Origin of the sequence: Actinoplanes siamensis (genome assembly GCF_016862395.1) — a bacterium.
Lineage (GTDB): Bacteria > Actinomycetota > Actinomycetes > Mycobacteriales > Micromonosporaceae > Actinoplanes > Actinoplanes siamensis.
Genome location: NZ_BOMW01000064.1, coordinates 41,953 through 68,631, shown reverse-complemented (window position 1 = coordinate 68,631; position 26,679 = coordinate 41,953). Strand labels below are relative to the sequence as shown.

General features: G+C 68.8%; 21 protein-coding genes and 1 pseudogene. 8 read left to right on the top strand and 14 right to left on the bottom strand.

Annotated elements, in window-relative coordinates:
- Positions 1-14: 14 nt before the first annotated feature.
- The 4 genes from Asi03nite_RS30180 to Asi03nite_RS30165 form a co-directional block, all read right to left on the bottom strand.
- Positions 15-2,351, bottom strand: a complete 2,337-nt coding sequence (locus Asi03nite_RS30180) for a beta-L-arabinofuranosidase domain-containing protein (protein WP_203683890.1) — start codon at positions 2,349-2,351, stop codon at positions 15-17.
- 355 nt (positions 2,352-2,706) lie between these two features.
- Positions 2,707-3,780, bottom strand: a complete 1,074-nt coding sequence (locus Asi03nite_RS30175) for a CU044_5270 family protein (protein WP_203683889.1) — start codon at positions 3,778-3,780, stop codon at positions 2,707-2,709.
- Positions 3,767-4,342, bottom strand: coding sequence for an RNA polymerase sigma factor (locus Asi03nite_RS30170; RefSeq protein ID WP_203683888.1), 576 nt, complete (start codon positions 4,340-4,342; stop codon positions 3,767-3,769). Before Asi03nite_RS30170 ends, Asi03nite_RS30175 begins: the two co-directional genes overlap by 14 nt.
- A gap of 382 nt (positions 4,343-4,724) precedes the next feature.
- A complete protein-coding gene (locus Asi03nite_RS30165; protein ID WP_203683887.1) occupies positions 4,725-7,010 on the bottom strand; it encodes a glycoside hydrolase family 3 N-terminal domain-containing protein in 2,286 nt (761 codons plus the stop codon).
- An 895-nt stretch (positions 7,011-7,905) separates the two neighbouring features.
- On the opposite strand from Asi03nite_RS30165, the gene Asi03nite_RS30160 reads away from it, so the two are divergent.
- The 3 genes from Asi03nite_RS30160 (at position 7,906) to Asi03nite_RS30150 (ending at position 9,761) form a co-directional block, all read left to right on the top strand.
- Positions 7,906-8,385, top strand: a complete 480-nt coding sequence (locus Asi03nite_RS30160) for a hypothetical protein (protein ID WP_203683886.1) — start codon at positions 7,906-7,908, stop codon at positions 8,383-8,385.
- A gap of 141 nt (positions 8,386-8,526) precedes the next feature.
- Entirely contained in the window at positions 8,527-9,222 is a 696-nt protein-coding gene (locus Asi03nite_RS30155) for a hypothetical protein (protein WP_203683885.1), read from the top strand.
- Between the two features lie 152 nt (positions 9,223-9,374).
- The gene (locus Asi03nite_RS30150) at positions 9,375-9,761 is read left to right on the top strand and encodes a TipAS antibiotic-recognition domain-containing protein (RefSeq protein ID WP_203683884.1); all 387 of its coding nucleotides are present in this window, start codon (positions 9,375-9,377) and stop codon (positions 9,759-9,761) included.
- A gap of 129 nt (positions 9,762-9,890) precedes the next feature.
- On the opposite strand, the gene Asi03nite_RS38135 is transcribed toward Asi03nite_RS30150, so the two are convergent.
- Positions 9,891-11,810, bottom strand: a complete 1,920-nt coding sequence (locus Asi03nite_RS38135) for a methyl-accepting chemotaxis protein (RefSeq protein ID WP_239103036.1) — start codon at positions 11,808-11,810, stop codon at positions 9,891-9,893.
- 357 nt (positions 11,811-12,167) lie between these two features.
- On the opposite strand from Asi03nite_RS38135, the pseudogene Asi03nite_RS30140 reads away from it, so the two are divergent.
- The 4 genes and pseudogenes from Asi03nite_RS30140 to Asi03nite_RS30125 all read left to right on the top strand — a co-directional run.
- Positions 12,168-12,344, top strand: a pseudogene (locus tag Asi03nite_RS30140) (IS21 family transposase); the annotation flags it as partial.
- A gap of 494 nt (positions 12,345-12,838) precedes the next feature.
- On the top strand, positions 12,839-13,207 hold the full coding sequence (locus Asi03nite_RS30135) for a hypothetical protein (RefSeq protein ID WP_203683882.1): 369 nt from the start codon (positions 12,839-12,841) through the stop codon (positions 13,205-13,207).
- A 119-nt stretch (positions 13,208-13,326) separates the two neighbouring features.
- On the top strand, positions 13,327-14,130 hold the full coding sequence (locus tag Asi03nite_RS30130) for a helix-turn-helix transcriptional regulator (protein ID WP_203683881.1): 804 nt from the start codon (positions 13,327-13,329) through the stop codon (positions 14,128-14,130).
- Between the two features lie 638 nt (positions 14,131-14,768).
- Positions 14,769-15,974, top strand: coding sequence for an acyltransferase family protein (locus tag Asi03nite_RS30125; RefSeq protein WP_203683880.1), 1,206 nt, complete (start codon positions 14,769-14,771; stop codon positions 15,972-15,974).
- 66 nt (positions 15,975-16,040) lie between these two features.
- Here the strand turns inward: Asi03nite_RS30125 and Asi03nite_RS30120 are convergent, their stop codons facing one another.
- The 5 genes from Asi03nite_RS30120 to Asi03nite_RS30100 form a co-directional block, all read right to left on the bottom strand.
- Positions 16,041-16,703: an NADPH-dependent F420 reductase gene (locus tag Asi03nite_RS30120; RefSeq protein WP_203683879.1), complete on the bottom strand. Its 663-nt coding sequence runs from the start codon at positions 16,701-16,703 to the stop codon at positions 16,041-16,043.
- 105 nt (positions 16,704-16,808) lie between these two features.
- Positions 16,809-17,819 carry a beta-ketoacyl-ACP synthase III gene (locus tag Asi03nite_RS30115; RefSeq protein ID WP_203683878.1) on the bottom strand — a complete coding sequence of 337 codons (1,011 nt, stop codon included), beginning with the start codon at positions 17,817-17,819 and terminating at the stop codon, positions 16,809-16,811.
- A gap of 317 nt (positions 17,820-18,136) precedes the next feature.
- Positions 18,137-18,964 carry a helix-turn-helix transcriptional regulator gene (locus Asi03nite_RS30110; RefSeq protein ID WP_203683877.1) on the bottom strand — a complete coding sequence of 276 codons (828 nt, stop codon included), beginning with the start codon at positions 18,962-18,964 and terminating at the stop codon, positions 18,137-18,139.
- A gap of 80 nt (positions 18,965-19,044) precedes the next feature.
- On the bottom strand, positions 19,045-19,797 hold the full coding sequence (locus Asi03nite_RS30105; protein WP_203683876.1) for a thioesterase II family protein: 753 nt from the start codon (positions 19,795-19,797) through the stop codon (positions 19,045-19,047).
- Between the two features lie 168 nt (positions 19,798-19,965).
- Positions 19,966-21,381: an MFS transporter gene (locus Asi03nite_RS30100; protein WP_203683875.1), complete on the bottom strand. Its 1,416-nt coding sequence runs from the start codon at positions 21,379-21,381 to the stop codon at positions 19,966-19,968.
- A gap of 243 nt (positions 21,382-21,624) precedes the next feature.
- Here Asi03nite_RS30100 and Asi03nite_RS30095 point away from each other — a divergent pair, with 243 nt between their 5' ends.
- Positions 21,625-22,575 carry a helix-turn-helix domain-containing protein gene (locus Asi03nite_RS30095; protein ID WP_239103034.1) on the top strand — a complete coding sequence of 317 codons (951 nt, stop codon included), beginning with the start codon at positions 21,625-21,627 and terminating at the stop codon, positions 22,573-22,575.
- A 43-nt stretch (positions 22,576-22,618) separates the two neighbouring features.
- Here Asi03nite_RS30095 and metF read toward each other — a convergent pair whose 3' ends face one another.
- From metF to Asi03nite_RS30075, 4 genes are all read right to left on the bottom strand, one after another.
- A complete protein-coding gene (metF, locus tag Asi03nite_RS30090; protein WP_239103033.1) occupies positions 22,619-23,518 on the bottom strand; it encodes a methylenetetrahydrofolate reductase [NAD(P)H] in 900 nt (299 codons plus the stop codon).
- Entirely contained in the window at positions 23,515-24,495 is a 981-nt protein-coding gene (locus Asi03nite_RS30085; RefSeq protein WP_203683874.1) for a carbohydrate kinase family protein, read from the bottom strand. Before Asi03nite_RS30085 ends, metF begins: the two co-directional genes overlap by 4 nt.
- A 1-nt stretch (position 24,496) precedes the next feature.
- A complete protein-coding gene (metK, locus tag Asi03nite_RS30080) occupies positions 24,497-25,711 on the bottom strand; it encodes a methionine adenosyltransferase (RefSeq protein WP_203683873.1) in 1,215 nt (404 codons plus the stop codon).
- Between the two features lie 91 nt (positions 25,712-25,802).
- Entirely contained in the window at positions 25,803-26,612 is an 810-nt protein-coding gene (locus tag Asi03nite_RS30075; RefSeq protein ID WP_203683872.1) for a class I SAM-dependent methyltransferase, read from the bottom strand.
- Between the last annotated feature and the right edge of the window lie 67 nt (positions 26,613-26,679).

The following is a 26,679-nucleotide window of genomic DNA, read 5'->3' as shown; positions in this document are numbered from 1 at the left end:
GGGCCACCCTCTCCTCAGCCGACCTGGACGAGGCGCCAATTGTTGTCGGCGCTGCCGTTGTCGGATTCCTGGACGACCTGGGTGCCCCACGCGCTGCCCCCGTTGAGCAGGGCAAGGACCTTGCCGCTGTTGACGTTGCGGATGCGGTAGGAGCCGTCGCTGTTGGCCACCAGGGTCCAGCGGTGGTCGGCGGTGCCGTTGTCGCTCCACTGCAGGACCTTGGCGTTGTCGGCGGTGGACATGCTGTCGACGCCGAGGACCTTGCCGCTGTTGACGTTGCGGAACCGGACCGCGGAGCCGTCGGTGACCCGGACCCAGTTGTGGTCGGCGGTGCCGGTGTCGCCCCAGCCGACCGCGAGCCCGCCGTCGGCGGTGGACATGTTCTGCACGCCCACGACCAGGCCGGTGCCGACGTTGATGAGCTTGTAGACCGGCTCGCCGCCGGTGCCGGTCCCGGTCGCGTTCCAGTAGACGACGTAGTTGAAGTTCTGGGCGTCGTGGAACGGGCCGATGTTCACGGTGGTGCCGTTGGCGGTCGCGGTGAAGGCGAGGCTGCTGCCGCTGGTGCGGGTGATCGACGAGGGAGTCAGCGTCGGCGTGGCCGAGACGGTGGTGTTGCCGTAGTTGCCGCACAGCACCGCCGGCCCGTACGTGATGGCCTGGAGGTTGGGGTTGTCGTTGGCCGCCTTCATGATCACCCGCATCGGCAGTTGCAGGGTGAGGGTGTCGCCGGCCGCCCAGGTGCGGGTGACGGTGACGTAGCTGCCCGGGGTCGCCGTCACGGTCTGGACGGCGCCGTTGACGCTGATCACCGGGTTCGACGTCCACGACGGGATGCGCACCCGGATGCTCCACGAGCCGCTCATCGAGCCGCTCAGCGTCAGCGTCGTGGTGTCGCTGACCGGGTACGTCGTGGTCTGCGTGACGGTTATCCCGCGCTGGGTCCAGTTGAGCACGGACGGCACGTACAGGTTCACGGTCAGCGTGGTGTCGTTGTAGAAGTAGATCGAGTCGGCCAGCTTGGTGTTGGTCTCGATCCCGGTGCCCTGGCAGCACCAGAAGCTGTTGTAGTCGGTGGACCACGTGCCGCCGCCCCAGGCCGGTCCGACGCCTCGCCGGCCGCCCGCCTTGAGTGGGGTGAAGTAGGTGATGTGCCCGTGCGAGTCCGCCGGGTTCTGGGCGCCGATCAGATGGTTGAGCAGCGCCCGCTCGTAGTAGTCGAAGTAGTCGGTCCGGTTCGGGTCGAGCAGCCACAGCTCCCGGGTCAACTTCAGCATGTTGTACGTGTTGCAGTGCTCGCAGGTGTCGTTGGTGAGGTAGCCGGCGATCGCGTTGGGTGCCTTGAAGTGCTCGGCCTGGCTGTTGCCGCCGATCACGTACGTGTGCGCCGACGTGATCATGTTCCAGGAGTTGCCGGCGATGTCGCGGTAGCGCGTGGTCCCGGTGGCCTTGTACTCGCGCGCGGCGCCCACCAGCTTCGGCAGGTTGGTGTTGGCGTGCTTGCCGTTGAGCTGGTCCTGGTTGGCGGCGAGGGGGTCGAAGATCGCCGTGTGGTCGAACCGCTTGGCGGTGGTGAGCCACCGGGCGTCGCCGGTCTGCTGGTAGAGGTCGGTGAGCACCGCGTTCATGCCGCCGAACTCGGTGTTCAGCACCGACTGCATCTGGTTGTAGCTCAGCCGACCGGTGCGCCAGTCGACCCAGCCGGCGAAGCTGAGCAGGACGTCGCGGGCCTGGGTGTTGCCGATGTAGCGCCAGACGTCGAGCAGGCCGGCGAGGGTCTTGTGGATGCAGTAGTACGACACGGCGACGGCCGAGCCGTTCTCGAGGGCGGTGATGTCGGACTCGGGGAAGCCGGACAGGTAGCCCGCGTTGAACCCGGCGGCGCCGTTGTTGGCCTGGCACTTGGCCAGTTCGGCGACCATGGTGTTGGCCTTGTCGCGGCACGTCGTGTCGCCGAGCACCGCGTACGCCTGGGCCCACGCGGTCAGGAAGTGGCCCTGCATGTGGCTGCGGAACGGGAAGTTGGGGGCGTCCCAGCCACCGTTGGCGGCGGCGCCGTTGGTGGACAGCCGGTGGTTGGCGCGGAACACGTACAGCAGCCGGTTGACGTCGACGAACCGCAGGTAGTTCAGGGTGCGGTTCTCGTTGTCCTGGAACCGGCCGGCGGTCAGCCGCACCTGGCCGAGGTCGAACGGATAGGCGGCGACGCCGAAGTCCGCCCGGGCGGGCGGGAGCGTCGCGGCGAACGCCGGCGTCGCCGGGAGGACGCCGGGCCCGCCGATGGCGGAGAAGACGGCGCCGGCGCCGGCGGCCTGCAACAGGTGACGTCGGCTGAGTGAATGCGGAGGCATCGAGGAACTCCAGAGGATCGGGGAACGGCGGACCCGCCGCGGTCGAACAACTGCCGCACCGGCAGCCGGGAACGATCGCCATGTGACAGTGAAGTTAACGCTCACAACGTCATACGTCAAACGACAGATGTCTATGTCAGCAGGTGGTGCCAACCCCCTACCGGCGGGCGGCAGGCCGAATCGGCGCAGTGCTGGTGAATGTTCACATCACGGCGAAGGCGGCAATCGGGTGACCAGGGCGCCTACGCTGGGCAAGACGCCGCCCCGACCACCTTCCATCAGGCCGAGGGCGCCGATCGGGCCACTGCCTCGCGTGCCCGACCATCGCCCTGTAGCCGTCTCGGCCAGCGCTGCGTCAGGCGCCGGAGATGCGATCCGCCGGGCCGGCCACGGTGCCGGTGGTCACCGCCGTGTAGTCGGCGACCGTTCCGGTGGGCAACCCCTGCCACATGCCGCTGCCGGGCTGGGCCAGCACCAGCCGCTCCCCCAGGTAGAGGCCGGTCCGCGGGTCGATGACGATCTCCTGCCGGGTGGCGCCGGTGGTGACGCCCAGGGCGACGCCGTGGCGGCCGTCGAGATCGACCGCCCCGGTGGTGACGTCGAGTCCCGGCATCAACATCAGGGCTCGGTAGACGCTGGATCGCAGCTGTCCCGCAGCCTCGCAGGTCAGCACGCCGCCGGCCATTCGCAGCATTTCGGCCGGTCCCAGATCGGCGGCGTCGGTCCGCAGCCGCTCGTACAGTTGCTCCGGGTCGTCCGGCAGGCCGGCGAGGAAGGCGGGCGTGGGCGTGTACCAGTCACCCGGGCGCCGGTCGCACGGCACGGCCGGAGCGGGAGCCGTCCCGAGCTCGCCGTTCGCGCTCGGGTAGTCGCCGCACGGGCCGTGCTCCCGGGTGACCGTCGGCCGGCTGCGCAGCCCGCCGTCGCCTTCACGGCGGGCGAGGTCGTCGTCGCCGATGAGCCATCGGGTACGGCCGGTGACCGTCGTGATCTTGATCCAGTCGCCGCTGCGGTCGTGCGGGATCCACGTCTCGTACAGCGTCTCCTGCAGTTGGGCCAGCGGGTTGCCCTTGCTCGTCTGCGCCGCGCCGAGCGCCCACTCGCGGGTGGCGGTGTAGAAGTACCGTCCCGGTCCGGCCGAGGTGCCGGTGGTCGCCGCGGAGGCCTGGTCCAGCTGGGCGACTGCCGCGGCGGTGGCGGCCGGCGCCCGTCCGGTGGTGGCGCCGAGCGCGACTCCGGCAAGGATGACCACCGCGGCGGCCGCGGCCCACCACCAGGCAGTACGCCGTCGGGCCGATGCGACCAGCGGTACCACCACGGCGTCGGCCTGGCGCAGCCGGCTCAGTGCCCGGGCGCGCGCTTCGGCCGAGAACCCCGGCCCGGCCGGCTGATCGGCCAGCGCCTGATCCAATTCCTCATCGGTCCACACGGATGTCCTCCTCGACGGTGATCTGGGGCGCGGCCGAGCGCAATTGGCGCCGTACGCGGTGCAGCCGGGACCGGACGGTTCCGGCCGGGATGCCGAGCGCGTCGGCGACCTCCTGCTGGGTGAGGCCGGACCAGCTGCTCAGCAGCAGCACGTCGCGGTCGGCGTCGGGCAGCGCGGCGATGGCCCGGGCCAGTTGGGCCGCGCGCACCTGGGCGTCGACCCGGTCCACGACCCGGCTCTCCGGGCCGTCGGCGTGATCCGTTTCGGCCGCCCGGCCGACGGCGGCGTTCTCCCGGGCGCGGCGGCGCAGATGGTTGTTGGCCAGGTTGGTGGCGATGCCGTACAGCCAGGCGCGTTGGGTGCCGCGCCGCGCATCGAAGGTGCCCCGGCTGCCCAGCGCGGCCACGAACGTGTCCCCGACCAGGTCGTCGGCGGCGCAGCCGGTGCGCCGGGCGAGGTAGCGGTGCAGTTCGTCGGCGTGCAACTCGAACAGGCGCCCCATGTCGTCGCTGGGATCGGGCGGTGGATCCGGCTTGTAGGCCGTACGGCTCGCGATGATCACACCCTTGTTTGGTCACGGGACCGAGAAATGTTCACACGGTCCGCAACCCGTGGTGGATCGCCGTGCGGGATCGAGCGCACGCTCGGCGTGGGCAATTGTTCTTGTACGGCCTGGCGCTGGCGACGGTCGCAGGACGTGCCACGCGGTATCGGCATGCGCGGCGCCGCCTGACCGCCCCGGCCGGCAGCCTGAGTCGGTCTCGCCAACGGCGACACGGCTGGCGCGGTCGCTGTGTCGCCCGGCGAACCGGCGCGACCACCACGGCGCCTGATCCCGGGTAACCGCCCCGGTCGTGCGGTGCCGTTGCCTGGATGCGGATGCTGTGGTGGTCGCGCTGCGGTGTCGGACGTTCGGTCGCGTGGTGGTGCCGAGGGGCCGGTGATCAGTGATCGCGGTTGGTGCCGGTGCGCAGTCCCCAGTCGTACGGGTAGAGCGGCTGGTAGTGGCGGTCACCGATGTCGATGGGTACCTGCTGCGTGGTGGCCGGCCAGGTCACCGGCAGCTTGCCGGTGAACGGGCGCCTGCCGAACAGGGTGTCGGCGACGCCGGCGCCTTCGCTGCCGGGCAGCCAGGAGGCGACCAGGGCGTCGATCTTGCCGAGCTGGTCGGTGATGATCTGCGGGCGGCCGGAGACGACCAGGACCACACATTTGGTGACGGCGTCGCAGACTTTGTCGATCGCGGCTTTGTCGGCCGGCTGCAGGGTGAGCGACTTGCTCTCCTTCTGCGCGTCGGTGCCCCACGGCCAGGCGGGGCCGCCGACGTCGCCGTAGCCTTCGGCGTACGGGGTCTCCCCCACCACGACGATGCCGATGTCGTTCTTGCCGATGGGTGCGGAGGCGTCGGCGCTGTAGGTGATCTGGGCGTGCGGGGCGTCCTGGCGGATGCCGTCGAGGATGGTGGTGCCGGGGATGGTGTCGCCGGAGCGGCCCTGCCAGTCGAGGGTCCAGCCGCCGGCTTGGTTGCCGATGTTGTCGGCGTTGCGGCCGGTCACGTAGATCTTCGCGTTCGAGCGCAGCGGTAGCAGGTTGCCGGTGTTCTTCAGCAGCACCTGTGACTTGGCGACGGCCTCGCGGGCCAGCGCCCGGTGCGCGGTGCTGCCGACCCGGTCGATGTGGTCGGTCGTCGCGAACGGCTTGTCGAACAGGCCGAGCTGGAACTTGCTGGTCAGGATCCTGGACACGGCGTCGTTGATCCGGGTCAGGCTGACCCGCCCGGCCGTTACCTCGGCCTTGAGCAGGGTTTCGAAGCGCTCGGCGGTGTTCGGTTCCATGAACATGTCGATGCCGGCGTTGACGGCGGTACGCACCTGCCCAGCGGTCGGCAGAGGCGTGTCGCCGGTCGCGGCCGGGTCGGGGATCTGGTGGATGCCTTCCCAATCGGTGATCACGAACCCCCCGAAGCCGAGCTTGCCCTTCAAGGTGCCGGTGACCAATTCCTTGTTGGCGTGCATCTTGATCGGGTTGCCGACCCCGTCCTCGGTCCAGTCGATGCTGGAGAACGACGGCATCACGCTGCCCGCGCCGGCGTGCACGCCGGCGACGTACGGCGGGAGGATGGAGCGGGCGAAATCGGTACGGCTGATGGTGGTGACACCTTGGTCGATGGGATAGCCGCTGTCGCCGGTGCCGTAGCTGGTGTTGCCGTCGCCGGCGTAGTGCTTGATCGTCGCGAGGACGCGGTCCGGGTCGGCCAGCTGCGCGCCGCGGCGGCCCTGCAGCCCGGTGACCGCGGTGGTCATCCGGGTGACCAGCTTCGGGTCTTCGCCGAAGGATTCGTAGGACCGGCCCCAGCGTTCGTCGCGAGTGACGCAGACGCAGGGGGCGAAGTCCCACGGGACACCGGTGGCACGGACCTCGGCGGCGGTGGCGTGATAGACCTGCTCGACGAGTTTCGGGTCGCGGCTGGCGCCCAGGCCGATGTTCTGCGGGAAGACGGTGGCGCCGTAGACGTTGCCGTGGCCGTGGACGGCGTCGACGCCGTAGATGATCGGAATCTGCAGTGGAGTGGACAGCGCCGCCCGCTGGAACGTGTTGACCATGTTCACCCAGGCGGCCGGGGTGTTCGGGGACGGCACGGAGCCGCCGCCGGAGAGCACCGAGCCGAGCCGCCACGCGGCGACCTTGGCGGTGTCGTCGGTGACCGCGGCGCGTTCGGCCTGGGTCATCTGGCCGATCTTGTCCTCCGGGCTCATCCGGTTCAGCAGGTCCGCGACCCGCCGCTCGGTGCTGAGCCGCCGGTCGAGGTAGGGCAGGCCGTTGGCGTTGATGATCACCGTCGGGGCGGCACCGGCGGTGACGCCGGTCGTGCCGGCGCCGAGGGCGACGGGGATCGTCTCGGCGGTCTCGGCGCCGCGGTCGCGGCGGACCGGGATACGGATCGTCCGGTGAGCCCCGGGAGTGCTGTCAGCGGCGAAGGTGACCGTGCCGGCCGTGGTCGTGTAGTCGCTGCCGGCGGTGGCCGTGCCGGTTCCCGTCCGGTACGTCAGTGCGGCCGGACGAGCCAGAGGCTTGTTGTCGCTGGTACCCAGAACGAGGGTGACGGTCGCCAGCTCGCCCTCGTCGGCCTGGACGAAGGCCTGGGTCGCGGTGACCGTGGCTGTCTGCGTGTCGGCGGCGGAGGCCACCTGACCGGGCAGCATTGTGGCGCCGATGAGACCGGTGGTCACAGCGGCGATACGGCGGCGCGATAGCCGGCCGTGACGTCGGTGGTGTGAGGGCATGCCGTTCCTCTCCTCGGTGCCGGGTCAGCCCGCGAATGACCTTGCCGGTTCGTGATCGGCGCCGGAAGTTGTCTCCGGTTGTCGCGGCCGATGCGTGTGCGCCCCGCAAGACAGATCGCCGGGATACCCGTTGCTCCTGCACAGGCTGACCCGTAGGGATCCTTGGATTCGAACCCAAAGAGGGTCCTTTCAGAAAGCGCCGACACCAGCAGGCTGCGGCTGAGATGTGCCCCCGGCTCAATGCCGTCGACCGCTTGTGTGGAATCACAGCACCTGGGCTGCCCTTGGCTGTCAGAGCACTGAAGAGTTGAAACCGCGAAGATGGCTTTCTATGAAAGGTACGTGATTTCATGCGTACGTGACGAGGCCAACAAAGTCAAGGCTTGCTGTCGATGAAGCATTAGGCGGCGCATGCCCGGCAGGCTCCTCACCGCCCGGCGCACCGTGCCGCCGGCGCAGCGATCCGCAGGCCGTGCCGGACGGAAGACCGTGGACCACAACGGACCTGAGGAAGCGGCGTTGCCCCTGCTCCGGGCCCGGGCGCCGTGACGCCGCACCCCGGCCGGCAGCGCCATCCTGATCGAAATGCTTCCAGCACCGCCGCGGAGGCGCGAAGTGAGCTCGGCAGAAGATTGATGAAGTCGCGTCGACAGGGGTGGCGGCCGAGCCCCGATCCGATCGTCGCGTCCTCTGTGGACTCCGGATCCCGCGGCTCTTGACGATCTTGATGGTTGGTCCGCCGCCCTTCTCCAGCCGGGCACGCGGATTGCGGTATTAGAGCAAGCCGGTGGACCCGCGACCCGGGCGCCTCACCGGCGGACAACAGATAGATTCTGTGGTCATGGGAGGTGTGGACGTTTTCTGGCGGCGCGTCAGTGAGGAAGGTTTCGTGACGCCCGGCTCGATGGCAGAAGTCCGGGCGCTTGCGCCGCACTTTGCCGAAGAGGGCTATCCGGAAGCGGTCGAGGCCGGGCTGCTCGCAGGGGCGGAAGCCTTCGGCGAAATGGTCCCGGCGCTGGTGAAGCTCGCGGCGCCGGAGCACCCGGCATCGAGGCTCCTATGGCCGTCCAGGTGGAATGCCGACCTCATGACGTCAATGGTCGGGGCTGACGACGTACGGGAAATATCGGATCTTCTGGCTAACTCTCCGATCGAGGAGTGGGCTCAACGTTGTCGGGTCGCGCTCGCGGCAGAGTTCTACCTGCCGGAACTGTCTGACGAGATCGTGGAGATCGTCGTGCAGGACGCACGTGCGGTCGCGGACCTCTTCGCCGCCGCGGCGGCCGCCGGCGACGCGATCCTCGTGCGGGTAGTCGCCTGACTTGTCGGCGCAGCCCCGCCTGCACGCATTCCGCTCGCCTCGCTCGGGCGCGCCCGGCCGGCCAACTGCGTCCCGCGTTGCGGGAGCTCTGGGCCGGGTACCGCGATCGTGACTTGTTGAGCGCGCTCGTAAGGTCATCCGGTGAACGTCTACGACATCGCCGGCCGGCTGCCCTCGATTCCGGTGCTGCGCGACCGGTGCCGGGCCCTGGCCGTCCTGGAGTTGATCCAGGGCACCGGGTACGAGTACTACAGCTACACCGCCTGGGGTGACGACGAAGCAGCGCTGATGAGCAACGGCGGCGGCGGCGAGTACACCATCGTCTTCGGCGAGGCGGGCGTGTTCATCCGGCTGTTCGACCACGAGTCCGCGATGTCGCCCTATGCCGCCAGCGACGAAACGGCGCTCTGGCCGGGACTGCTCGACGGGCTGCCGCCGGAGTTCGCCGGACATGTCACCGAGCCGGCGTTCTGCGACGGCGACGACCTGATCGCGACAGCGGTGCTGTGGCGGCGGACCACCGACGAACGCTGGCACGCCGGCGTCGGCATCACGTTCCCGCCGTCCCGCGGCCCCTACGACATCAGCCCGGACGGCACCGACCGGCTCAGCATCCTGTGTGACGACATCGTCGACGAGTACGTTGACTTCGCCAGTGGCTACCACGAGGCCGAGATCGACCGGGACGCGGTGGCGCACGTCGCGGCGCTGCGGCCGCTCACCGACGACGTGGTCCGGGCACTGAATCCGGAGTCGAGCCTCGCCGCGGTTCGCACGGGGGTGGCCGCGACCGGCTACCCGATCGCACCGGCGGTCAGCCAGCGCCGTCCGGGCTGAGGGAGCGGGTGGTCAGTTCGCGCGCCGTCCGGCCTCGCAGCAGCGAAAATCGTTTTACCGGGGCCGGGCGGGCGTGCGAGGGTTCGCTGCCGTTCGCGCCCACCGGCCGGGCGGCGGATCCGTACCCCTCACGACAGGGCATGACACCACAGATGAGTATTTCCACGATCGCCGCCGAGGATGCCGACCGCTGCCGCCGCGCGCTCGCCGACGAGCAGGCCGCGAGCCTCGCCGCGACCGCCGACTGGGCGCACGTCGACAAGGACCAGGTCCACCGCGACTGGCACGAGCTGTACGGCGAGATCGCCGCCGCCATCACCGCCGGCGCCCAGCCGCGCGACGAGGCGGTCCAGGAACTGATCGCCCGGCACCACGCCGTCGTCAGCCGGTTCTACACCCCGAGCATGGACGCCTACCTCGGGATGGCCCTGCTCTACGCCGAGGACGAGGGCATGCGCACCTGGCACACCTCCTACCACCCCCGGATGGTCGAGTTCCTCGGCGCGGCCATGCGGCACTACACCGACACCCGTCGCTGATCCGCTGGACCAGCGGGCTCGGTCGGTACCGGGCCAGCCGCGGGTACCGGGCCAGCATTCGTAGGCCCGCCTCCGGTCTGGCCGGCGTTGACGGAGCGTCATCCGCGGTGAGGATCGGCGCCAGCGCTTTCAGTAGCGGAAGGTTCCGACGAGGCGGGTGAGGGCGGCGGCCAGGTTGGAGAGATCGGCGGCGGCTTGTTGTGTTGTTCCGGCGTTGTCTGCGGTTGAGGAGGCGACGTGGGCCACGCCGTTGATGGTGTGGGCGACTCCTGCGCTGTTGGCCGCAGCCTGGGTGACGGTGCGGCTCATTTCGTTGGTGGTGGCGCTCTGTTGCTCGACGGCGGAGGCGATGGTGGTGGTGTAGTCACTGATCTGGGCGATGACCTCGGCGATCTCGGTGACCGCGGCTGATGCTGAGGCGCTGGAGGCTTGGATGGCGCCGATCCTCGCGGTGATCTCTTGGGTTGCTTGCGCGGTTTGTTGGGCCAGTTCTTTGACCTCGCCGGCGACGACGGCGAAGCCTTTGCCGAGTTCTCCGGCGCGGGCTGCCTCGATGGTGGCGTTGAGGGCGAGAAGGTTTGTCTGTTCGGCGATGCTGGTGATCAGCTTGACCACGTCGCCGATCTCGGCGCTGGCAGCTCCGAGTTGGGCGACTTGCCCGTTGGTGCTTCGGGCCACTGCCATGGCGTGGGCGGCGACCTGAGCCGCCTGCATGGCGTTGGAGGCGATCTCGGTGATGGAGGCGCTCATCTGTTCCGCGCCGGCGGCGATGGACTGCACGCCGGCGTTGACTTGCTCACTCGCCGAGCTGGCTGTGCTGACCTGCTGCGAGGTGTCGGCCGCTCCGGACTGCAGCTGTCTGCTGACCGTGTCGAGTTGTTGCGCGGCGCCGGTGAGCATGGTGCTGGACTCACCGATGCCCCGGATGGTGGTGGCGACTTTGTCGACGAATCGGTTGAACGCCGCGGCCAGTTGTCCTGCCTCGTCATTGCTGACCGGGGCGCGTTGGGTCAGGTCGCCGTCGCCGTCGGCGATTTCTGCCATCCGGTCGCGCAGCCGCAGGATGGGTCGCACGATGGTGCCTGCGAGTAGGAAGGCCGCCAGCGCGACCAGGAGCACGGCTCCGACGGCGATCAGGATGCTGATCTGGCGGGTGGTGTTGGATTGGGCGAGGATGGTGCTGGTCGGCACGGATACGACCAGGGACCAGGTGTCGCTGGCGCCGAGCTGTACCGGTGCGGCGATCTCCAACGTTTCGTCACCATCGTGTTCGACCACCTGCTCGGCGCTGTGGCCTGCCCGGACCGCCGTGGTCGCCAGCGCGCTGACGCCCGGGTCGGCGGGTTTGCCCGCCTGCTGTGTCTGTCCCCCGCCGACCACCGCGGCGTCCGTGCTGATCAGCGTGGCGTGCCCGGTGCCGAATGGTCGGATGGCGGCGACCAGTGTCTGCAGACTTGCCAGTGACATGTCGACTCCGGCCACTCCCACGACGCGTCCGTCGCGGACGATCGGCACTGCAATCGACGTGATCAGCGTGTCTTTACCGCCGATGTTGTAGAGGTACGGCTCGACGACCTTCTCGTGACCGGTTTTCTTGGCGATCCCGTAGTAGTCGCCGGCGCCGGGTTTGTCGTAGTCGACCAGCGCTGTCTCGCTGATTTTGCCGTTGTCGCGGAACCAGTACGGCACCAGCCGTCCTGTCGCGTCGTGTCCGGCGTCTGCGTTGCGGAACTGACGGTCGCGGCCGTCGAACGCGTTCGGTTCCCAACCGGTCCACACCCCCAAGAACTCCGGGTGCACCGTGAGGATCGAGCGCAGTTGCGCGTTTACGACACGCCGGCCACCGCCGGTCGACGCGGCCGCTTGCAAGATCTGAGCCAGATCGCGGGAGGTGCTCAACCCCGTCTGGATCACCTGCCGGACTTCGGCGGCGTTGCGTTGCGCCACCTCCTCGGCGTACGTGAACCCGGTCCGTCGCGCGTCGGCGGCGTTACGGCTGGTGATGTATGAGACCACTACCAGCATCGCGACAACCAGCATCACCACCATGCCGGCCACGACACGTGCTCTGATCGTGAACTGGAACCAGCGCACCGACTCCCCCAACCGAACCGCTGTCCAAGCACTTCGCTCACCCGATCGGCATATCTCCGGTCGATCTGAACGACGACACCCGCCCGGGGACCGCTACGGGTAGTTTGATGCTGCTGTTCCACTTCCTGCGGTGTGAGCGTGTCGGTAGGTCTGTGTAACGAATGAGTGGATTATTCGTTTTCGCCAGGTGATGGCCTGGTGGTGCAGACAGGATCATGATCATGTCGCTGACCGATGAGTTCGACATCGTCACCATGGACAACGAGGCAGCAGAGTCCCTGGTCAACACCCCGTGGACAAGATCGAGGGCTGGTGGCCCGCTCGGGCGGCCGGATCCGCGCCGATGTGGTGCACCGGCGGATCACCGCGATGGGCTTCGCCGGCGGGGAACGCGCCACCCGCCGAGCCGTCGCCGCGGTGAAGAAGTCCTGGCGGGCCGGTCAGCGGCGGGTGTTCCGGCCGTGGCTCCCGGAGCCGGGGCTGTGGATGCCTGCGCGCGTGCGGTGAACGCGGCGGCGAGCCGTGGCCGGATTGGCGTCTCGGTGGCGACCTCGTAGTGGCCTCGGCGGGGGTTCCGGATGGCGGCGTGTCCGGTGATCATGGTGCATCCAGATGTTCCGCGCCTGGTCAGTGGGTAGAGATCTAGACGATATTGAGGGTTACGCGACGCTCCACTATGGTCACTGTCGTATCGCCGAGTGCGACTTGTCTGGTTGTGCAACTGTCGGAGGAGGTCGGCGTGGAGGCACCCGAGCGTCGCATGTCGACGGCGCTGCTCGGGCTGACGAGCCGGTGCTGATTAGATCTTCAAGGTAGGCGATACGGCGTCCGGCGACCCGCGGAAAACGATCAAGTTGTTACCCGGGCTGTAGCACGGCCGCAACGGCGACGGATCCGGACTTCGAGAGTCTGCAGAACGACGGTGCGAAATTCTGCACGTCGTTGACCTGATCGCGAGGCACTACTTCTCGACCGGAGTGACGATGCCCGGAAAAGAACATCGGCGGCGCCTCGGCGCGATCGCCGTGGCCATGGCCATGGCGCTGACCCTGATGAGTCTTTTCTCAGTCATCTCTCCGGCACAGCGTGGTGCAGCGGTCGCAGATGTGAGTGTCGGCGGCGCGGAGCAGGCCGCCGTCAACAGCCCGGCATGTGATCCGACCGATGGGTTTCTCCTGGTGCGGGCGCCCAGTGACGACGAGCAGATCGGTCTGCCGGCAGCCGATGCCCCGGCCGGGCGGTTGCCGGGCACTCGCCGCGTCGACGCTCCGGTGATCATTTCGACGGACAGTTCCGGGAAGGGCTACGGGACCGTCCGTGGTCCCCCCAGCACGCATCGATGCCGAGGGTGACTGCACGCCGGACGGCGACGGCGGGCAGGTCCGTCGGTGTGGAGTGAGCGCTTCCGTTCGATCGGCAGTGCCAGTGAGATCTGTCCTGGGCTGCTCGAAATAAGAAGAGAGGCCGAAACGTGCAAGCTACTGCTCTCCCTCAGGAGTCCGGAGTTCTCCGACGAGCGAAGCTGCGGCATTTCCTGCGGACGCGCCGGGAGCGGACCTCCCCCGGAGAGGTCGGTCTGGTGAATGTCGAGCGACGACGCACGCCCGGACTGCGCCGGGAGGAGGTCGCGGCGCTCGCCGGCGTCGGGGTGTCCTGGTACACCTGGCTGGAGCAGGGCCGGGACATCAATGTCTCCGAAGAAATCGTGCAGGCCATCAGCAATGCCCTGCGGCTGGACGCCTCCGAGCGGCGGTGTTTCTTCCGGCTGGCCGGGCTTAATTCGCCTCGGCGTGCGGATGGCGAGCGCCGCGACGGCGATTTACCGCACATGCATGCGCTCGTCGAGGGCTGGGCCTCCAGCCCCGCCTATCTTACCGATCGGTATGGACGGATCGAGCTGGCCAACAGGTCCGCACGCTCCCTGTTCCGTCTCAACCCGAGCGGAGACAACTGTCTGGAGAAGTTCTTCACCGACGCGGAAACCCGGGCGAAGTATCCCGACACCGAAAGAGTGGCTCGCGGTCTGGTCGCCAACTTCCGGACACAGTCGATTCAGTTCCCGGACGACCCGGAATTCGGTAGGATCGCGGAACGGCTGCGCCGGGCGAGTCCGAAATTCGCCGAGCTGTGGGACCGGCACGAGGTCGACGACCCTTATCAGAATGTGCGAAAATTCGCCCTTCCGAACACCGGGGTGATTGTCTTCGACCGCGTGCAGATGCGCATGCCGGAGTACTCCGAGTCGATGCTGACCGTGTATATAGCCCGCAATTGAACTGAGCTCGACACCGCCCGGATCTGTAGTTGTATTCGTAGTGCGTCAGGTGCGGTGCAGCGGCGACGACATCGCCGGTCCGGCGCGGGCTGACGGTGGTGTGACGCAGGGTTTCCAGCGGTCCATCAGATCGCGAAGCCGGGTTTGTCCTGCCACCGCGGGCCGCGCAGGAGTGGGCTATAGGCCCGATTGTCGAGAGCAAGCGGTTTGCCATCCGCGGGCTGCTTGATCCAGTTCTCCATACCGTGGCCTGCACTTTCGTAGCGTGAGTCGGCCAGGGAGGACAGCTCGAGCTCGGCGGCTGACCAGTTTCAGCACGGCGGTGACGCTAGAGCTTGCCGTCGAGGATCACGTACGACCAGCCGTCGCGGGCGACCCGTCTCAAGCCGGCGCACAGATTCTGCCCCTGGACGGCGAGCCCGCGACGCCTCCGTCGCGGTAGCGGTATGCGGTGTTGCGATGAATTCTTCGAGGAATCCACAACGAATCGGGAATCGCTGGACGCCACCTCCGCCCGTCGCAACCTGTTGGTCGCTCCGATGGTGCTGGCAGTAACCGGATAAATCCACCCCCGCAACAGCGGGAAGGGTCGGGTAACTTACGCTTATCCGGACCCACATTTCCTGAGGAGTAGATACGTGTCCACAGACCGAATGAGTGCGACAGTGCGCTCCCGGGTCATTCGCCTCAACACGCTGACCGGGCTGCGTTTTCCCGCCGCGTTCGTGGTGTTTCTCTACCACGCGGCGTTGCTCGGCTACCTGGGCCTGAACTGGCTCAGCCCCGAGAACGTGCACGACTACTACCGCTCCGTGCACCACGCGGGCGCGCTCGGTGTCAGCTTCTTCTTCGTGCTCAGCGGCTTCGTGCTGACCTGGTCGGCTCGGGACACGGACACCGCGCCACGCTTCTGGCGCCGCCGGTTCCTCAAGATCGTCCCGAACTATCTGGTGGTCTGGGTGCTGGCCATGGTGGTCTTCGCGGCACCTCGCACCGACATGAAGATCGGGCTGCTCAACTTCTTCATGCTCCAGGTCTACTACCCGGACTTCTCCATCAACTTCGGCGTGAACCCGGCCGGCTGGTCCCTGGCGGTCGAGGCGGTCTTCTATCTGTCCTTCCCGCTGCTGCTCCGCCTGATCAAGAAGATCCCGGTCAACCGCATCAATCTCTGGGTCGCGATCGTCGGCCTGGGCATCATCGCCACGCCGTTCCTGTCCACCCATCTCGCCCCGGCCAAATCCGTGTTCATGCCCATGGAGCCCGAGACCTCGGTGAACCAGTACTTCTATTCGTACATCCTGCCGTTCCCGCGGATCCTGGACTTCGCCCTCGGCATCCTGGTGGCCCGCTCGGTGATGACGGGACGCTGGCGCAACATCGGTATGGTCTGGGCCGGCGCCCTGCTGGTCGCCAGCTACGTGCTCGGCTATTTCACGCCGTACATCTACTCGTCGCGTGCCGTCTGCGTCATCCCGGCCGCCATTCTCATCGCGGCCGGCGCCATCGCGGACCGGGACCGCCGCTTCACCGTCTTCCGCAACAAGGTGACGGTCTGGCTCGGCGACATCTCGTTCGCCTTCTATCTCGTGCACTTCACCGTGCTGGAAGGCCTGTGGAAGTTGCTCGGCAGCAAGCTCTACACCGGGCCACAGGCCGCGGCCATGCTGGTGCTCGGCCTCGGCGTCTCGATCCTCGCGTCCTGGGCGCTGTACTCCTTGATCGAGCGCCCCATCACCCGGCGCTGGTCCAACCCGAGGAAGAGGCCGGTGGCCGCGCAGCGGGAGGCGGTCCCCGCGGAGTCCCAGCCACTCGTCGCCGGATTGGCCATCGAGGAGCGCTGACCGGAAACACGAAGCGACCGCCCGGCCCATCGGACAGGCGGTCGCTTCGTATGCCCGGAAGAGACCTCAGCCGCTGATGCCCGCGGCCCTGCGCAGGCCGGCCGGCGTCGAGAGGTATCCGAAGAGCACGCCACCAGGCTCCATCGCCGCGGACTCGTCCAGAACGCCGAGTGGCACCGGGACGAAGCCGGCGTCGCGGACAAGACGTTCCGTGATGCGGAGCGCGTCCGCGTCGTCTGCGGCGACCGCCATCCCCCAGAAATGCCGCTGCTGTGTACCTCGCGGCCACAGCAGCTCGCCCGGGAGGTGGCTGAATGCTCGCGCGACCGCACTCCCGGGCAGCCGCTTCGCCGACCAGCTGCCCTGGGTCATGCCCGCGCCCAACCCGGACACGAACAGGCCGTCCGCCGAGAGCCCGATCGAGGCGGTGGCGTCGATGACGGTCTTCCCGGTCAGGCGGTCGGCCACCTGCTCCAGCACCTCCTCGAGACTCGGACGCGGCACCGAGAGCAGCGCCACGTCACTGGCGGCCACCGCGTCCGGGTACGTGGTCGCCCGCGCCCGCCCACCCCACTCCTCGACAAGGGGGGCGAGCCGGTCCGGAGTCCGGGAGCCCAAGGTCACGGTGTGACCGGCGGCCAGCCAGTGGCGGGCCAGGGGGCGTCCGATGTTGCCCGCGCCGAGGACGGCGATGCGCAGCGGCGGGGAATCGGGCGTGGATTCGGGCATTGTCCAGCTCCTCGTTCTCGGTGATCGGTCACGGCGGGACTGCCGCTCGGTACGGAGGACGGCGGCCGCCGGTCTCCTGTGCTGACGGCCGCCCGGTGGAATTGCCTAGCCCGTGACGATCTCCGGCCAGACCAGGGCGGTGGAGCCCCAGGTCAGCCCGCCGCCGAAAGCGCTCATCAGCACCCGGTCGCCGGGCGTCAGCAGGCCTCTGGAGGCGGCGTCGTCCAGTGCCAGCGGAATGGAGGCGGCCGACGTGTTGCCGACGCGGTCCAGATTGACGACCGTCCGGTCGCGGTCGATGCCGAGTTGGTCGGCGACGGCGTGCAGGATCCGGACGTTCGCCTGGTGGCCGACGAACCAGTCCACCGACTCGGGGGCCCAGCCGGCGCGATGGAGGATGGCTTCGGACGAGGCCACCATGCGGGTCACGGCGTGCCGGAAGACCGGCTTGCCCTCCATCTGGAAGTACGTCTCGGCCGGGCGGTCGCCGGACGCGGCCACCGCGGCGACAGGCTGGCGGGAGCCGCCGGCCGGGACGATGATCAGGTCCTTGAGCGAGCCGTCGCTTCCCAGGTCGTGCCCGAGCAGGGCGCCCGGCTCGGACGGGTCGCCGGCCCGCAGCACCACGGCCCCGGCACCGTCGCCGAAGATGACCGAGGTGGTGCGGTCCTCGGGATTGAGGATCGTGGAGTAGGTCTCCGCCCCGATGACCAGCACGCGGTCGGCGATGCCGGCGGCGATGGCGCCCGCCGCGGACGCCATCGCGTAAACGAATCCGCTGCACACGGCGGCGATGTCGTACGCGGCGACCGCGTTCAGGCCCAGCCGGTGGGCGACACCGGGAGCGGTGGCCGGGCAAGGGTGATCCGGCGTGGTCGTGGCGACGACGACCAGATCGACGTCGCCGGAGCCGGAGGACTTCAGCGCCCGCCCGCCGGCCTCGACGGCCAGGTCACCGGTGGCGGTGCCGGGTGGGGCCCAGTGACGCTGGGCGATACCGGTGCGTGAGCGGATCCATTCGTCGGAGGTGTCCAGGATCCGGGAGAGATCGTCGTTGGTGATGACGCGGGACGGCACGTACGTCCCGAGTCCGGCGAGGACCGCAGCCCTGATCATGCCGCCGCCTCCTTCGCCAGAGGTTCTTCGCGCAGCGTGGATACCAAGGGGGCCTCCCTCATTGCCGGTGCCGGGCGTCGTAGCCCTGGTCCGTCGGAACACGCCACCCCTCCGGTCCGGACGGGTAGGCACGGCGAACGTGGCAGGGTACGTGGGAACGGCCTGATACGGCCCTGTCGTGCGGGCGCACCAAGGCGTACAAGAATTATCGGGCGGCCGGGCACCGTCCTACCAGATCGTGTTGGCGCTGTGTCTGGCTCCGGTGGTGGCAGCACCACCATGTTCCCGGGTACGGCGAACCCGGGAACTGGGAGACGTCACCCCCGGGCCGACTCCGGACCGGTGTCTGTTTGGGGCAGATACACCAGCAGCCGCACGTTGGAGGCGTCGTCGAGATCCATCGTGAACAGCGTGAAGGGGGCCGGGCCCCGGTCGGGGTGGTTCAGTTCGACCGTCGTGGGCACGAACTCCTCGACCTCGTGACGGCACCACAACTCGGCGAACCGCGTGCTGTCCGCGGCGAGGCCGTCCACCATCCGCTCGTACCGCTGATCGTCGGCGAAGTAGGACGTCTGGAGGCGGAAGCGGGCGGTCATCTGACGGGCCACCCGGGGCAGATCGACGTACCGGCGACCGTGCGATCCGGTAAACAGACCGACCAGGAAGTTCTCGTTGCCCTCCCGCCCCAGGTGGAGCATCCGGGCGGCTTGCTCGTTGGCGGCGAGGACATCCCAGTACCTGTCGATGACGCACGCCGGTCCCAGCAGCTGGGTGTCGACCACTCGTTGGAAGAACTCGTTGTCTGAGGAATTCATGCCTGGTGACGGGAATGGAGGGTTGGCTTCGGCGAGCCGGTACAGATGGACGCGCTCGCGCTCGGTCAGGCGCAGCGCGCGGCTGATGGCGTCCAGGATCCCGCCGGAGACTCTGATGGGGCGGCCCTGCTCCAGCCACGCGTACCAGGACGCGCTGACCCCGGCCAGCACAGCGACCTCTTCCCGGCGCAGGCCCGCCCGGGTCCGACCGCCCGCCGAGCGCATGCCGACGTCGGCAGGAGAGAGCGCGGCGCGACGGCTGCGCAAGAAGTGCGTCAGCTCGGTGCGCCGCTTCTTCTGGCTACCGGAGATGGAGGGCCTGGGGTCCATGCTAGCGGAAGGTAGCCCGACGAACACGAATTGTCAGTGCGGCTGGTCACATGCCGGACGAGCCACGCAACGGTCCGAGCTCAGTGGTTCACCGCCAGCAGCAGGGCCTTCCGCAACTCCGTCAGGAACAGCTCCTGGTGCTCCTTGTGGAAGAAATGACCCCCGGGCAGGATCCGCAGCGAGAAGGACCCCGCCGTGTGCCGGTCCCAGGCCGCCGCGTGAGCGGCGGAAACCAGCTGGTCGTCGCTGCCGTGGAGCACATGGATCGGACACGGGAGCGGCCGGTGCCCCTCCGTCGGATGCCGGTAGGTGGCGCTGATCGACAAATCCTGACGGAGCCGGTCCACCACGGCCCGCATCCGCCGGGGGTTCTCCCGCAGCAGCCGGCCGGCTCCGCCCAGGCCCAGCAGCAGCTCGAGCGCAACGGCGTCCGACAGGTCGCCGATCAGATCCGGAGCGGGCAGATGTGGTGCGCGGTGGGCCCCGACCACGAAGCAGACGGGCGGTGGGCGGCCGGCGGCGAGGCGGCGCTGGGCCACCCCGTAGGCTACCAGCGAGCCCATGCTGTGGCCGTAGAAGGCGTACGGCTCGTCGAGCGCCGGAGCAAACCGCTCGTCCACTGCGCGGACGAGGTCGTCCATCGTGCTGACGGACACCGACCGCGGGGGCGGGGACACCGGCACCACGGCGATCTCGCGCCCGAGCCGTTGTCCCCAACCCGCGAAGGACCAGGCGCTGCCGCCCGCATGGGGAAAGCAGAACAGGCGCAGCGGGGCAGTGCCCACGGTCGCGCCGCTCGTTTCCACCGTGACATATCGCGTCGTGTGGGCCATGCCCACCAGTGTGCCGATGAAGCCGCAGGTTGCAGAGTGTCTGTCGAACAGGGTGGTGCCACCACCAGCTGCCGCCGGCGACCGGTCGGCGCCCCGCGCGGTGGAGCCGGGCCCGGGGGTGGCCCCGGCTCCACCGCGTCGACCCTCGCGTGGAATCCATTGCCGCGCTCAGTCGCGGGACAGGACAAAGCGCGAGAGAACGGCGGTGCCGCCGAGGACCAGGGCGACGACGAGAAGGCCGACGCGCATGCCCGGGAGGGAGAAACCCCCGCCGGAACTGGCGAGCAGGCTGCCGAACAGGGCGACGGCCAGCGCACCGCCGGTCTGGCGAAGAGAGTTGAGCAGCCCGGACGCGGTCCCCGCGCGCTCCGGCGGAACCGAGTCCATCAGCAGGGCGGTCAACGCGGGCACCGCGAGCGCCCCACCGGTGCTCAGCGGGAGCAGGAGGATCAGCACAAGCCACACGGGAGTGTCCGCGGCCAACAGCATCAGGGCCAGCATCGCCACGATGAAAATCAACTGCCCGGCGACGATCACCGAACGCCGCCCGATCCGCTCCGCCAGCCGCGGCGACACCAGATTGGACGTCGTCACCAACGCCGACAGCGGGACGAACAACAGCCCGGCCGTGATCCCCGACATCCCTCGCAGCTGCTGGTAGTACAGCCCCAGCAGGAAGATCCCGCCGTAGAAGGCGGCGTTGACGGCGAACCCGACCGCGAGCGCGACGGTCACCCGGCGGTCCTTCAGGATGCTCGGCGGGACCATGGGTTGGCGGTGCCGTGCCTCGATCACGCCGAAGGCGTACCCGGAAGCGATGGCGATCGCCGCCGCGACCAGCACGGGCACGCTGGTCCAGCCCAGGTGACCACCCTCGATCACCGCGAAGGCCAGTCCGGCCAGGGCCAGAATCGCGGTGAGCTGGCCACCGCCGTCCAGCACGGCGGGCCGGCGCGGGGAGTGCTGCACCCGGATCAGCAGGCCCAGGATCACCGCGCCCACCGGAAGGTTGAGCAGGAACACGGCCCGCCAACCGGCCGCCTCGGTGAGCAGCCCGCCCAGCACCGGACCCGCGGCCATCGCCACCGCGCCGCCGGCCGTCCAGATCGCGATGGCACGGGCGCGTGCCTGCGGGTCGTCGTAGGCCTGCCGGATCAGCGCCAGCGAGGCCGGCATCACTACCGCGGCGGCGGCGCCCTGCGCCACGCGCGCGGCGACCAGCACGCCGATGCCGGGCGCCAGCGCGCAGCCGAGGGACGCCAGGCTGAAGAGGGCGACGCCCCAGACGTAGGCGCGGCGGGCGCCGGCACGGTCGGCGAGGGAGCCTGCGGAGAGCATCAGGGCCGCGAACATCAGGGTGTAGGCGTCGACCACCCACTGCAGCCCGGCCATCCCACCGCTGAGAGAGCCCTGAATCGCGGGCAACGCGATGTTGACGGCCGAGACGTCGATGGTGATCACGACGAACCCGAGTAACGCGGCGGCCAGGGCGATGCCCCTCGACCGCGGCGGCGCGGCGGTCGGGTCCGGGTCCGGCTGTCGTTGCAGCGCGGGCGCCCGCTGCGATCGCGGAATGGTTGACATGCTGACTCCTGGGCTCGCACAGGTGACGGATCATCGGAAGATGGCTGGGCGGGCGGCCACCGCGCGTCGGGGCCGCGGTCCGGTGTCTCGCACCCCCTGAGCCACGACGGCCGGGCCGCCCGCTCCGGCATCGACTCTTCACGTCCGCGCGGCCCTCCGGCAGACCGCGCTGTCCCCGAGGTGCCGCGTTCCAGGCCCTGACACGGCCTCCTAAAAGCCTTGACCCCCTACGACAATGGTCTGATGGCAGCAGAGGCGAGAGGCACCGAACTCGGCCGGTATCTGAAGGCCCGGAGGGCGCAGGTACGCCCGGAGGACGTCGGCCTTTCGGCTGGTGGGAGCCTGCGCCGCACTCCCGGGTTGCGCCGGGAGGAACTGGCCGTGCTCGCCGGCGTGAGCGTCGACTACTACATCCGCCTGGAGCGGGGGCGCGAGACCAATCCGTCCCCCGCCGTGCTGGACGCCCTCGGCCGGGCACTACGGCTGCGCGACGACGGTTACGAACGCCTGCACGAACTCGCCGAGCTGGCCTGCGGCCGGCCCTCCGACCTGCCGGCCGGCCTGGAGGACACCGTCCGTGACTCGGTGCTGCGGATGCTGGAGTCGATACGCCCGTTGCCCGCCTATGTGGTGAACCGTTGCAACCGCCTGCTGGCGGCGAACCGGCCCGGCCGGCGGCTGATGCCCGGAGTCTGGGACTGGCCCGAGGACCAGCGCAACGTGACCCGCTACATGTTCCTCCATCCGGTCGGCCGGGCGCTCTACGCGCAGTGGGAGGAGACGGCCGCGCTCTCGGTGGCGCATTTGCGCGCGGTCGCCGGAGCCGACCCCGACCACCCCGAGCTGACGGCGCTCGTCGGCGAACTGATGGTGAAGTCACCGGAGTTCGCGCGGATCTGGGAGCGGTACGACGTCAGCGAGCGCGGTGGTGGGCAGAAGTCCTTCCAGCATCCGAAGGTCGGACCGATGACCCTGACCTACGAGGTCATGCGTCTGGCACGGGCGGGCGGCCAGCGGATGGTGGTCTATCAGGCCGCCCCCGACACCGCGGACGAAAAGGCCATGCTCCGGCTGGACGCCACGGGCGCCCTCAGCCCGACTCCCGCCCTCCCGCTGCAAGCGCTCGGCGACCGCGACCCGATGCGTACCGGTCAGCCGGTGAACCTCACCAGCCAGCAACGGTCGTTGAATTGATATACCCCACCTCCATACGGAGGTGGGGTATATCAGCGTGCGGTCAGCCAGGCACGACGGCGTGCGCACTCCTCGAGCCCAGGACGTTGCGGTGGATCTCGAGCGTCGCCGTGCAACGGTTGAGCGTGATGAAGTGCAGGCCCGGAGCGCCTTCGTCGAGGAGCCGGTCGGCCATGGTGGTGGCGTATTCGACCCCGATGCGCCGCCCCTCCGCCGGATCGTCCTGGGCCTGCTCCAGACGCCTGGCCAGTTCGCGGGGAAAGGTGGCGTGGCTCAGCTCGGCGAACCGGGCGATCTGCCGGATGTCGGTGGCGGGCATGATCTCCGGGATGATCGGGGTGTCACAGCCGGCCGCGGCGACCCGGTCACGCAGCCGCAGATAGTCCTCCACGTGGAAGAACATCTGAGTGATCGCGTAATCGGCGCCGGCCTCGCACTTGGCTACGAAGTGCCGGATGTCGCTCTCCCAGTCCGGGGAACGCGGGTGCCGTTCGGGAAAGGCCGCGACACCGACGCTGAAGTCACCGCACTCCCGCACCATCGTCACCAGCTCGTGCGCGTACCGGAAGCCTTGCGGATGCGGTGACCAGGGCGCGTTGGGATCCCCCGGCGGGTCGCCGCGCAGTGCCAGCACGTCCCGCACTCCCGCCGCCGCGTACTCACCGATGACACGGCGCAGTTCGTCAGCCGATTGCCCGACCGCCGTGAGGTGTGCCACGGGCCGGAGCGTCGTCTGGGTCACGATCCGCTCGGTGACCTCCATCGTGCGGTCCCGCGACGAGCCACCCGCGCCGTAGGTGACCGACACGAAGGAGGGCGCGAGCGGTTCGACGCGACGGATGGTGTCCCACAGGACCCGCATACCCGCCTCCGTCTTCGGCGGAAAGAACTCGAAGGAGAAGGACCGCTCTCCCTGGGCGAGCAGTTCCCGGAGCGCCGTCACACCGGCACCTCCGCACAGCGCTCGATGTCCACCGCGGCGTCCGCGCCATAGGTGTCGGCGACCCGTGCCAGCAGATCGTCGCTCAACCGGTACTCCTGGGGCCCCACCGTCTCCAGCACCGTGGTGGCCACGGCACACCCCCATTGGGCCGCCCGCTCCTTCGACAGGCCGCGTGCCTTGCCTACGAGATATCCCGCGCGGAAGCCGTCACCCACACCGGTGGGATCGACAGCCTTGTCGGACGGTACGGCCGGAACGGTGACGGCTGCCTCTCCCCGGGTGGCGACCGTCACCCCGTTCGCACCGTGGGTGGTGACCCAGGTGCCCACGCGATTCAGGACCTGGTCCCTGGTCCATCCGGTGCGTTCACACAGGAGCGCGGCCTCGTACTCGTTGCTGAAGAGCACCTGCGCTCCGTCGACGAGTTGACGGACCTCGTCGCTCTCCAGGCGGGCGAGCTGCTGTGAGGGATCCGCGGCGAATGGAATGCCCAGCCGCCGGCTCGCGGAAGCGTGGAGCTGCATGGCGAGTGGGTCGTCCGGCGCGATCAGGACGAGGTCGGGCCTGCCCCACCGGGCCGTGATGTCGGCCAGAACGATGTGCCGCGCTTCCGCCATGGCACCCGCGTAGAAGGCGGCGATCTGGTTCTGGTCCCGGTCGGTGATGCAGATGAATCTGGCCGTATGAGCCTGCTCGCTCACCCGCACCTGGCTGACGTCCACGCCGTGCGCGCTCAACCAGGCGCCGTACTCGGCGAAGTCGGTGCCCACCGCACCGACCAGCAAGGGAGTGACGCCGAGCAGGCCGAGGCCGAAGGCGATGTTCGCGGCGACGCCACCCCGGCGCACCTGGAGATCGTCCACCAGGAAGGACAGCGAGACGGTGGCCAGCTGGTCGGGCAGCAGGTGGTCGTTGAAGCGGCCCGGGAAGGTCATCAGATGGTCGGTGGCGATGGACCCGGTGACGGCGACCCGCATCTCAGACTCCTGCGGCCTTGCGCAGCGCCTCGACCCGATCCGTGCGTTCCCAGGTGAACTCCGGGAGCTCGCGGCCGAAGTGACCGTACGCGGCGGTCAGGCCGTAGATCGGGCGCAGCAGGTCGAGGTCGCGGATGATGGCGGCCGGGCGGAGATCGAACACCTCGTCGATGGCCTTCTCGATCCGGTCGGTGTCGACCATGGCGGTGCCGAAGGTCTCGACGAAGAGACCGACGGGCTCGGCCTTGCCGATGGCGTACGCCACCTGCACCTCGCAGCGGGACGCGAGGCCGGCCGCGACGACGTTCTTGGCGACCCAGCGCATCGCGTACGCGGCGGAGCGGTCGACCTTGGACGGGTCCTTGCCGGAGAAGGCGCCGCCGCCGTGGCGCGCCATACCGCCGTACGTGTCGATGATGATCTTACGGCCGGTGAGGCCGGCGTCGCCCATCGGACCGCCGATCTCGAATCGGCCGGTCGGGTTGACCAGCAGGTGGTAGCCGCCGGTGTCCAGTTTGATGCCGTCGTCCAGGAGGGCCGTCAGCTCCGGCTCCACGACGAACTCGCGGATGGCGGGGACGAGGAGGGAGTCCAGGTCGATCTCGGCGGCGTGCTGCGAGGAGACGACGACGGTGTCCAGACGGACCGCCTTGTCACCGTCGTACTCGATGGTGACCTGGGTCTTGCCGTCCGGACGGAGGTAGGGGACCAGGCCGTTCTTGCGGACCTCGGACAGGCGCTTCGAGAGACGGTGGGCCAGGAAGATCGGGAGCGGCATCAGCGTCGGTGTCTCGTCCGACGCGTACCCGAACATCAGACCCTGGTCGCCCGCCCCCTGGCGGGAAAGTTCGTCACGCTCGCCGTTCCCTGCGACCCGGGTCTCGTACGCGGTGTCGACGCCCTGGGCGATGTCGGGGGACTGTGTGCCGATCGACACCGACACGCCGCAGGAGGCGCCGTCGAAGCCCTTCGCCGACGAGTCGTAGCCGATGGCCAGGACGGTGTCGCGCACCAGCTGGGCGATCGGCGCGTAGGCCGTGGTCTTGACCTCGCCGGCCACGTGCACCTGGCCGGTCGTGATGAGCGTCTCCACGGCGACCCGGGACCCGGGGTCCTCGCGCAGGAGCGCATCGAGAATGGCATCGCTGATCTGGTCGGCGATCTTGTCGGGGTGACCCTCGGTCACGGACTCCGAGGTGAACAGACGACGGGACATGGCGTTCTCCAGGAGGGGAGGCGGTGAGGTGACTCGACGCCGGAGGAGGCGGCGGCCGGGCACGGCGACTCGGCCGCCGGATGCCTTCACCTCAGACGTTGTCCTTGACGACGGTGATGTTGTTGAAGCTGCAGGTCGCGGAGAACTGGCGGTTGGCCTGCATCCACTCCTTCATCTCCGCCTCGATCTCGGCCTGGTGCTCCGGTGACATCGCCAGGGTGTAGTTCCTGAACGCGGTACCCATCAGGAGATTCCACCCTCCGTCGGCCGTCTGGTAATCCATGACGGCGTCCCGGTGGATGATGTTGATGCGCTGCCCCCGGGTCACCTCTTCGAGAACTTCCCGGAAGTAGGCGATGTCCTCGGTGATGTTCCAGGGTGTGGAGATGCGCAAATCCTCGGTCCTGATCTGCGCCCGGTCCAGGAAGATGCCGGAGATGGGCGTCAGGAAATTGCGGCCCAGGGTCATCGTGACCAGTTTGCCGCCGGGCTTGACCGCGTCCCACATCTTCGCCAGGAAAGTCTTGAGGTCGGCGGCGAAAAAGGGCCCGTTGGCCGACACGACGATATCGTACGCGGCGGTGTCGAACTGCGCCTTGTCCATGTCCTCGACGACGAAGTCGACGTTCTTGACGCCGGCGGCCTCCGCCTTCTCCTTGGCCTCCTCGATCATGGAGGCCGAGATGTCGATGGCCAGGGCGTGCCCGGACGGCCCCGCGATCTGCATCGCCTTGACGATCGAATCGCCCGTCCCGCAGGGCAGATCGAGGATCCGATCGCCCTCCTTGACCGCCATGTCGGCCAGCAGCGGCTCGCAGATCACGTCGGGGAAGGCGTCCTGGATTTTCGCGTACTCGTTCGCGGCCTTCTGGAACGTGCCACGAGAGTCGAATTCAGCCATCTTCGTTCCTTTTGTTCGGTGATTCCGTGACGACTTGTTTCGGCATTACAGGGGTATTGCCGGCGTT

Excerpts from the sequence above, each read along its gene's own strand:
- Asi03nite_RS30180 (WP_203683890.1), bottom strand. The coding sequence starts at position 2,351 with ATGCCTCCGCATTCACTCAGCCGACGTCACCTGTTGCAGGCCGCCGGC.
- Asi03nite_RS30160 (WP_203683886.1), top strand. The coding sequence starts at position 7,906 with ATGGGAGGTGTGGACGTTTTCTGGCGGCGCGTCAGTGAGGAAGGTTTC.
- Asi03nite_RS30150 (WP_203683884.1), top strand. The coding sequence starts at position 9,375 with ATGAGTATTTCCACGATCGCCGCCGAGGATGCCGACCGCTGCCGCCGC.
- Asi03nite_RS38135 (WP_239103036.1), bottom strand. The coding sequence starts at position 11,810 with ATGGTGGTGATGCTGGTTGTCGCGATGCTGGTAGTGGTCTCATACATC.
- Asi03nite_RS30135 (WP_203683882.1), top strand. The coding sequence starts at position 12,839 with ATGCCCGGAAAAGAACATCGGCGGCGCCTCGGCGCGATCGCCGTGGCC.
- Asi03nite_RS30120 (WP_203683879.1), bottom strand. The coding sequence starts at position 16,703 with ATGCCCGAATCCACGCCCGATTCCCCGCCGCTGCGCATCGCCGTCCTC.
- Asi03nite_RS30115 (WP_203683878.1), bottom strand. The coding sequence starts at position 17,819 with ATGATCAGGGCTGCGGTCCTCGCCGGACTCGGGACGTACGTGCCGTCC.
- Asi03nite_RS30110 (WP_203683877.1), bottom strand. The coding sequence starts at position 18,964 with ATGGACCCCAGGCCCTCCATCTCCGGTAGCCAGAAGAAGCGGCGCACC.
- Asi03nite_RS30105 (WP_203683876.1), bottom strand. The coding sequence starts at position 19,797 with ATGGCCCACACGACGCGATATGTCACGGTGGAAACGAGCGGCGCGACC.
- Asi03nite_RS30100 (WP_203683875.1), bottom strand. The coding sequence starts at position 21,381 with ATGTCAACCATTCCGCGATCGCAGCGGGCGCCCGCGCTGCAACGACAG.
- Asi03nite_RS30095 (WP_239103034.1), top strand. The coding sequence starts at position 21,625 with ATGGCAGCAGAGGCGAGAGGCACCGAACTCGGCCGGTATCTGAAGGCC.
- Asi03nite_RS30085 (WP_203683874.1), bottom strand. The coding sequence starts at position 24,495 with ATGCGGGTCGCCGTCACCGGGTCCATCGCCACCGACCATCTGATGACC.
- metK (WP_203683873.1), bottom strand. The coding sequence starts at position 25,711 with ATGTCCCGTCGTCTGTTCACCTCGGAGTCCGTGACCGAGGGTCACCCC.
- Asi03nite_RS30075 (WP_203683872.1), bottom strand. The coding sequence starts at position 26,612 with ATGGCTGAATTCGACTCTCGTGGCACGTTCCAGAAGGCCGCGAACGAG.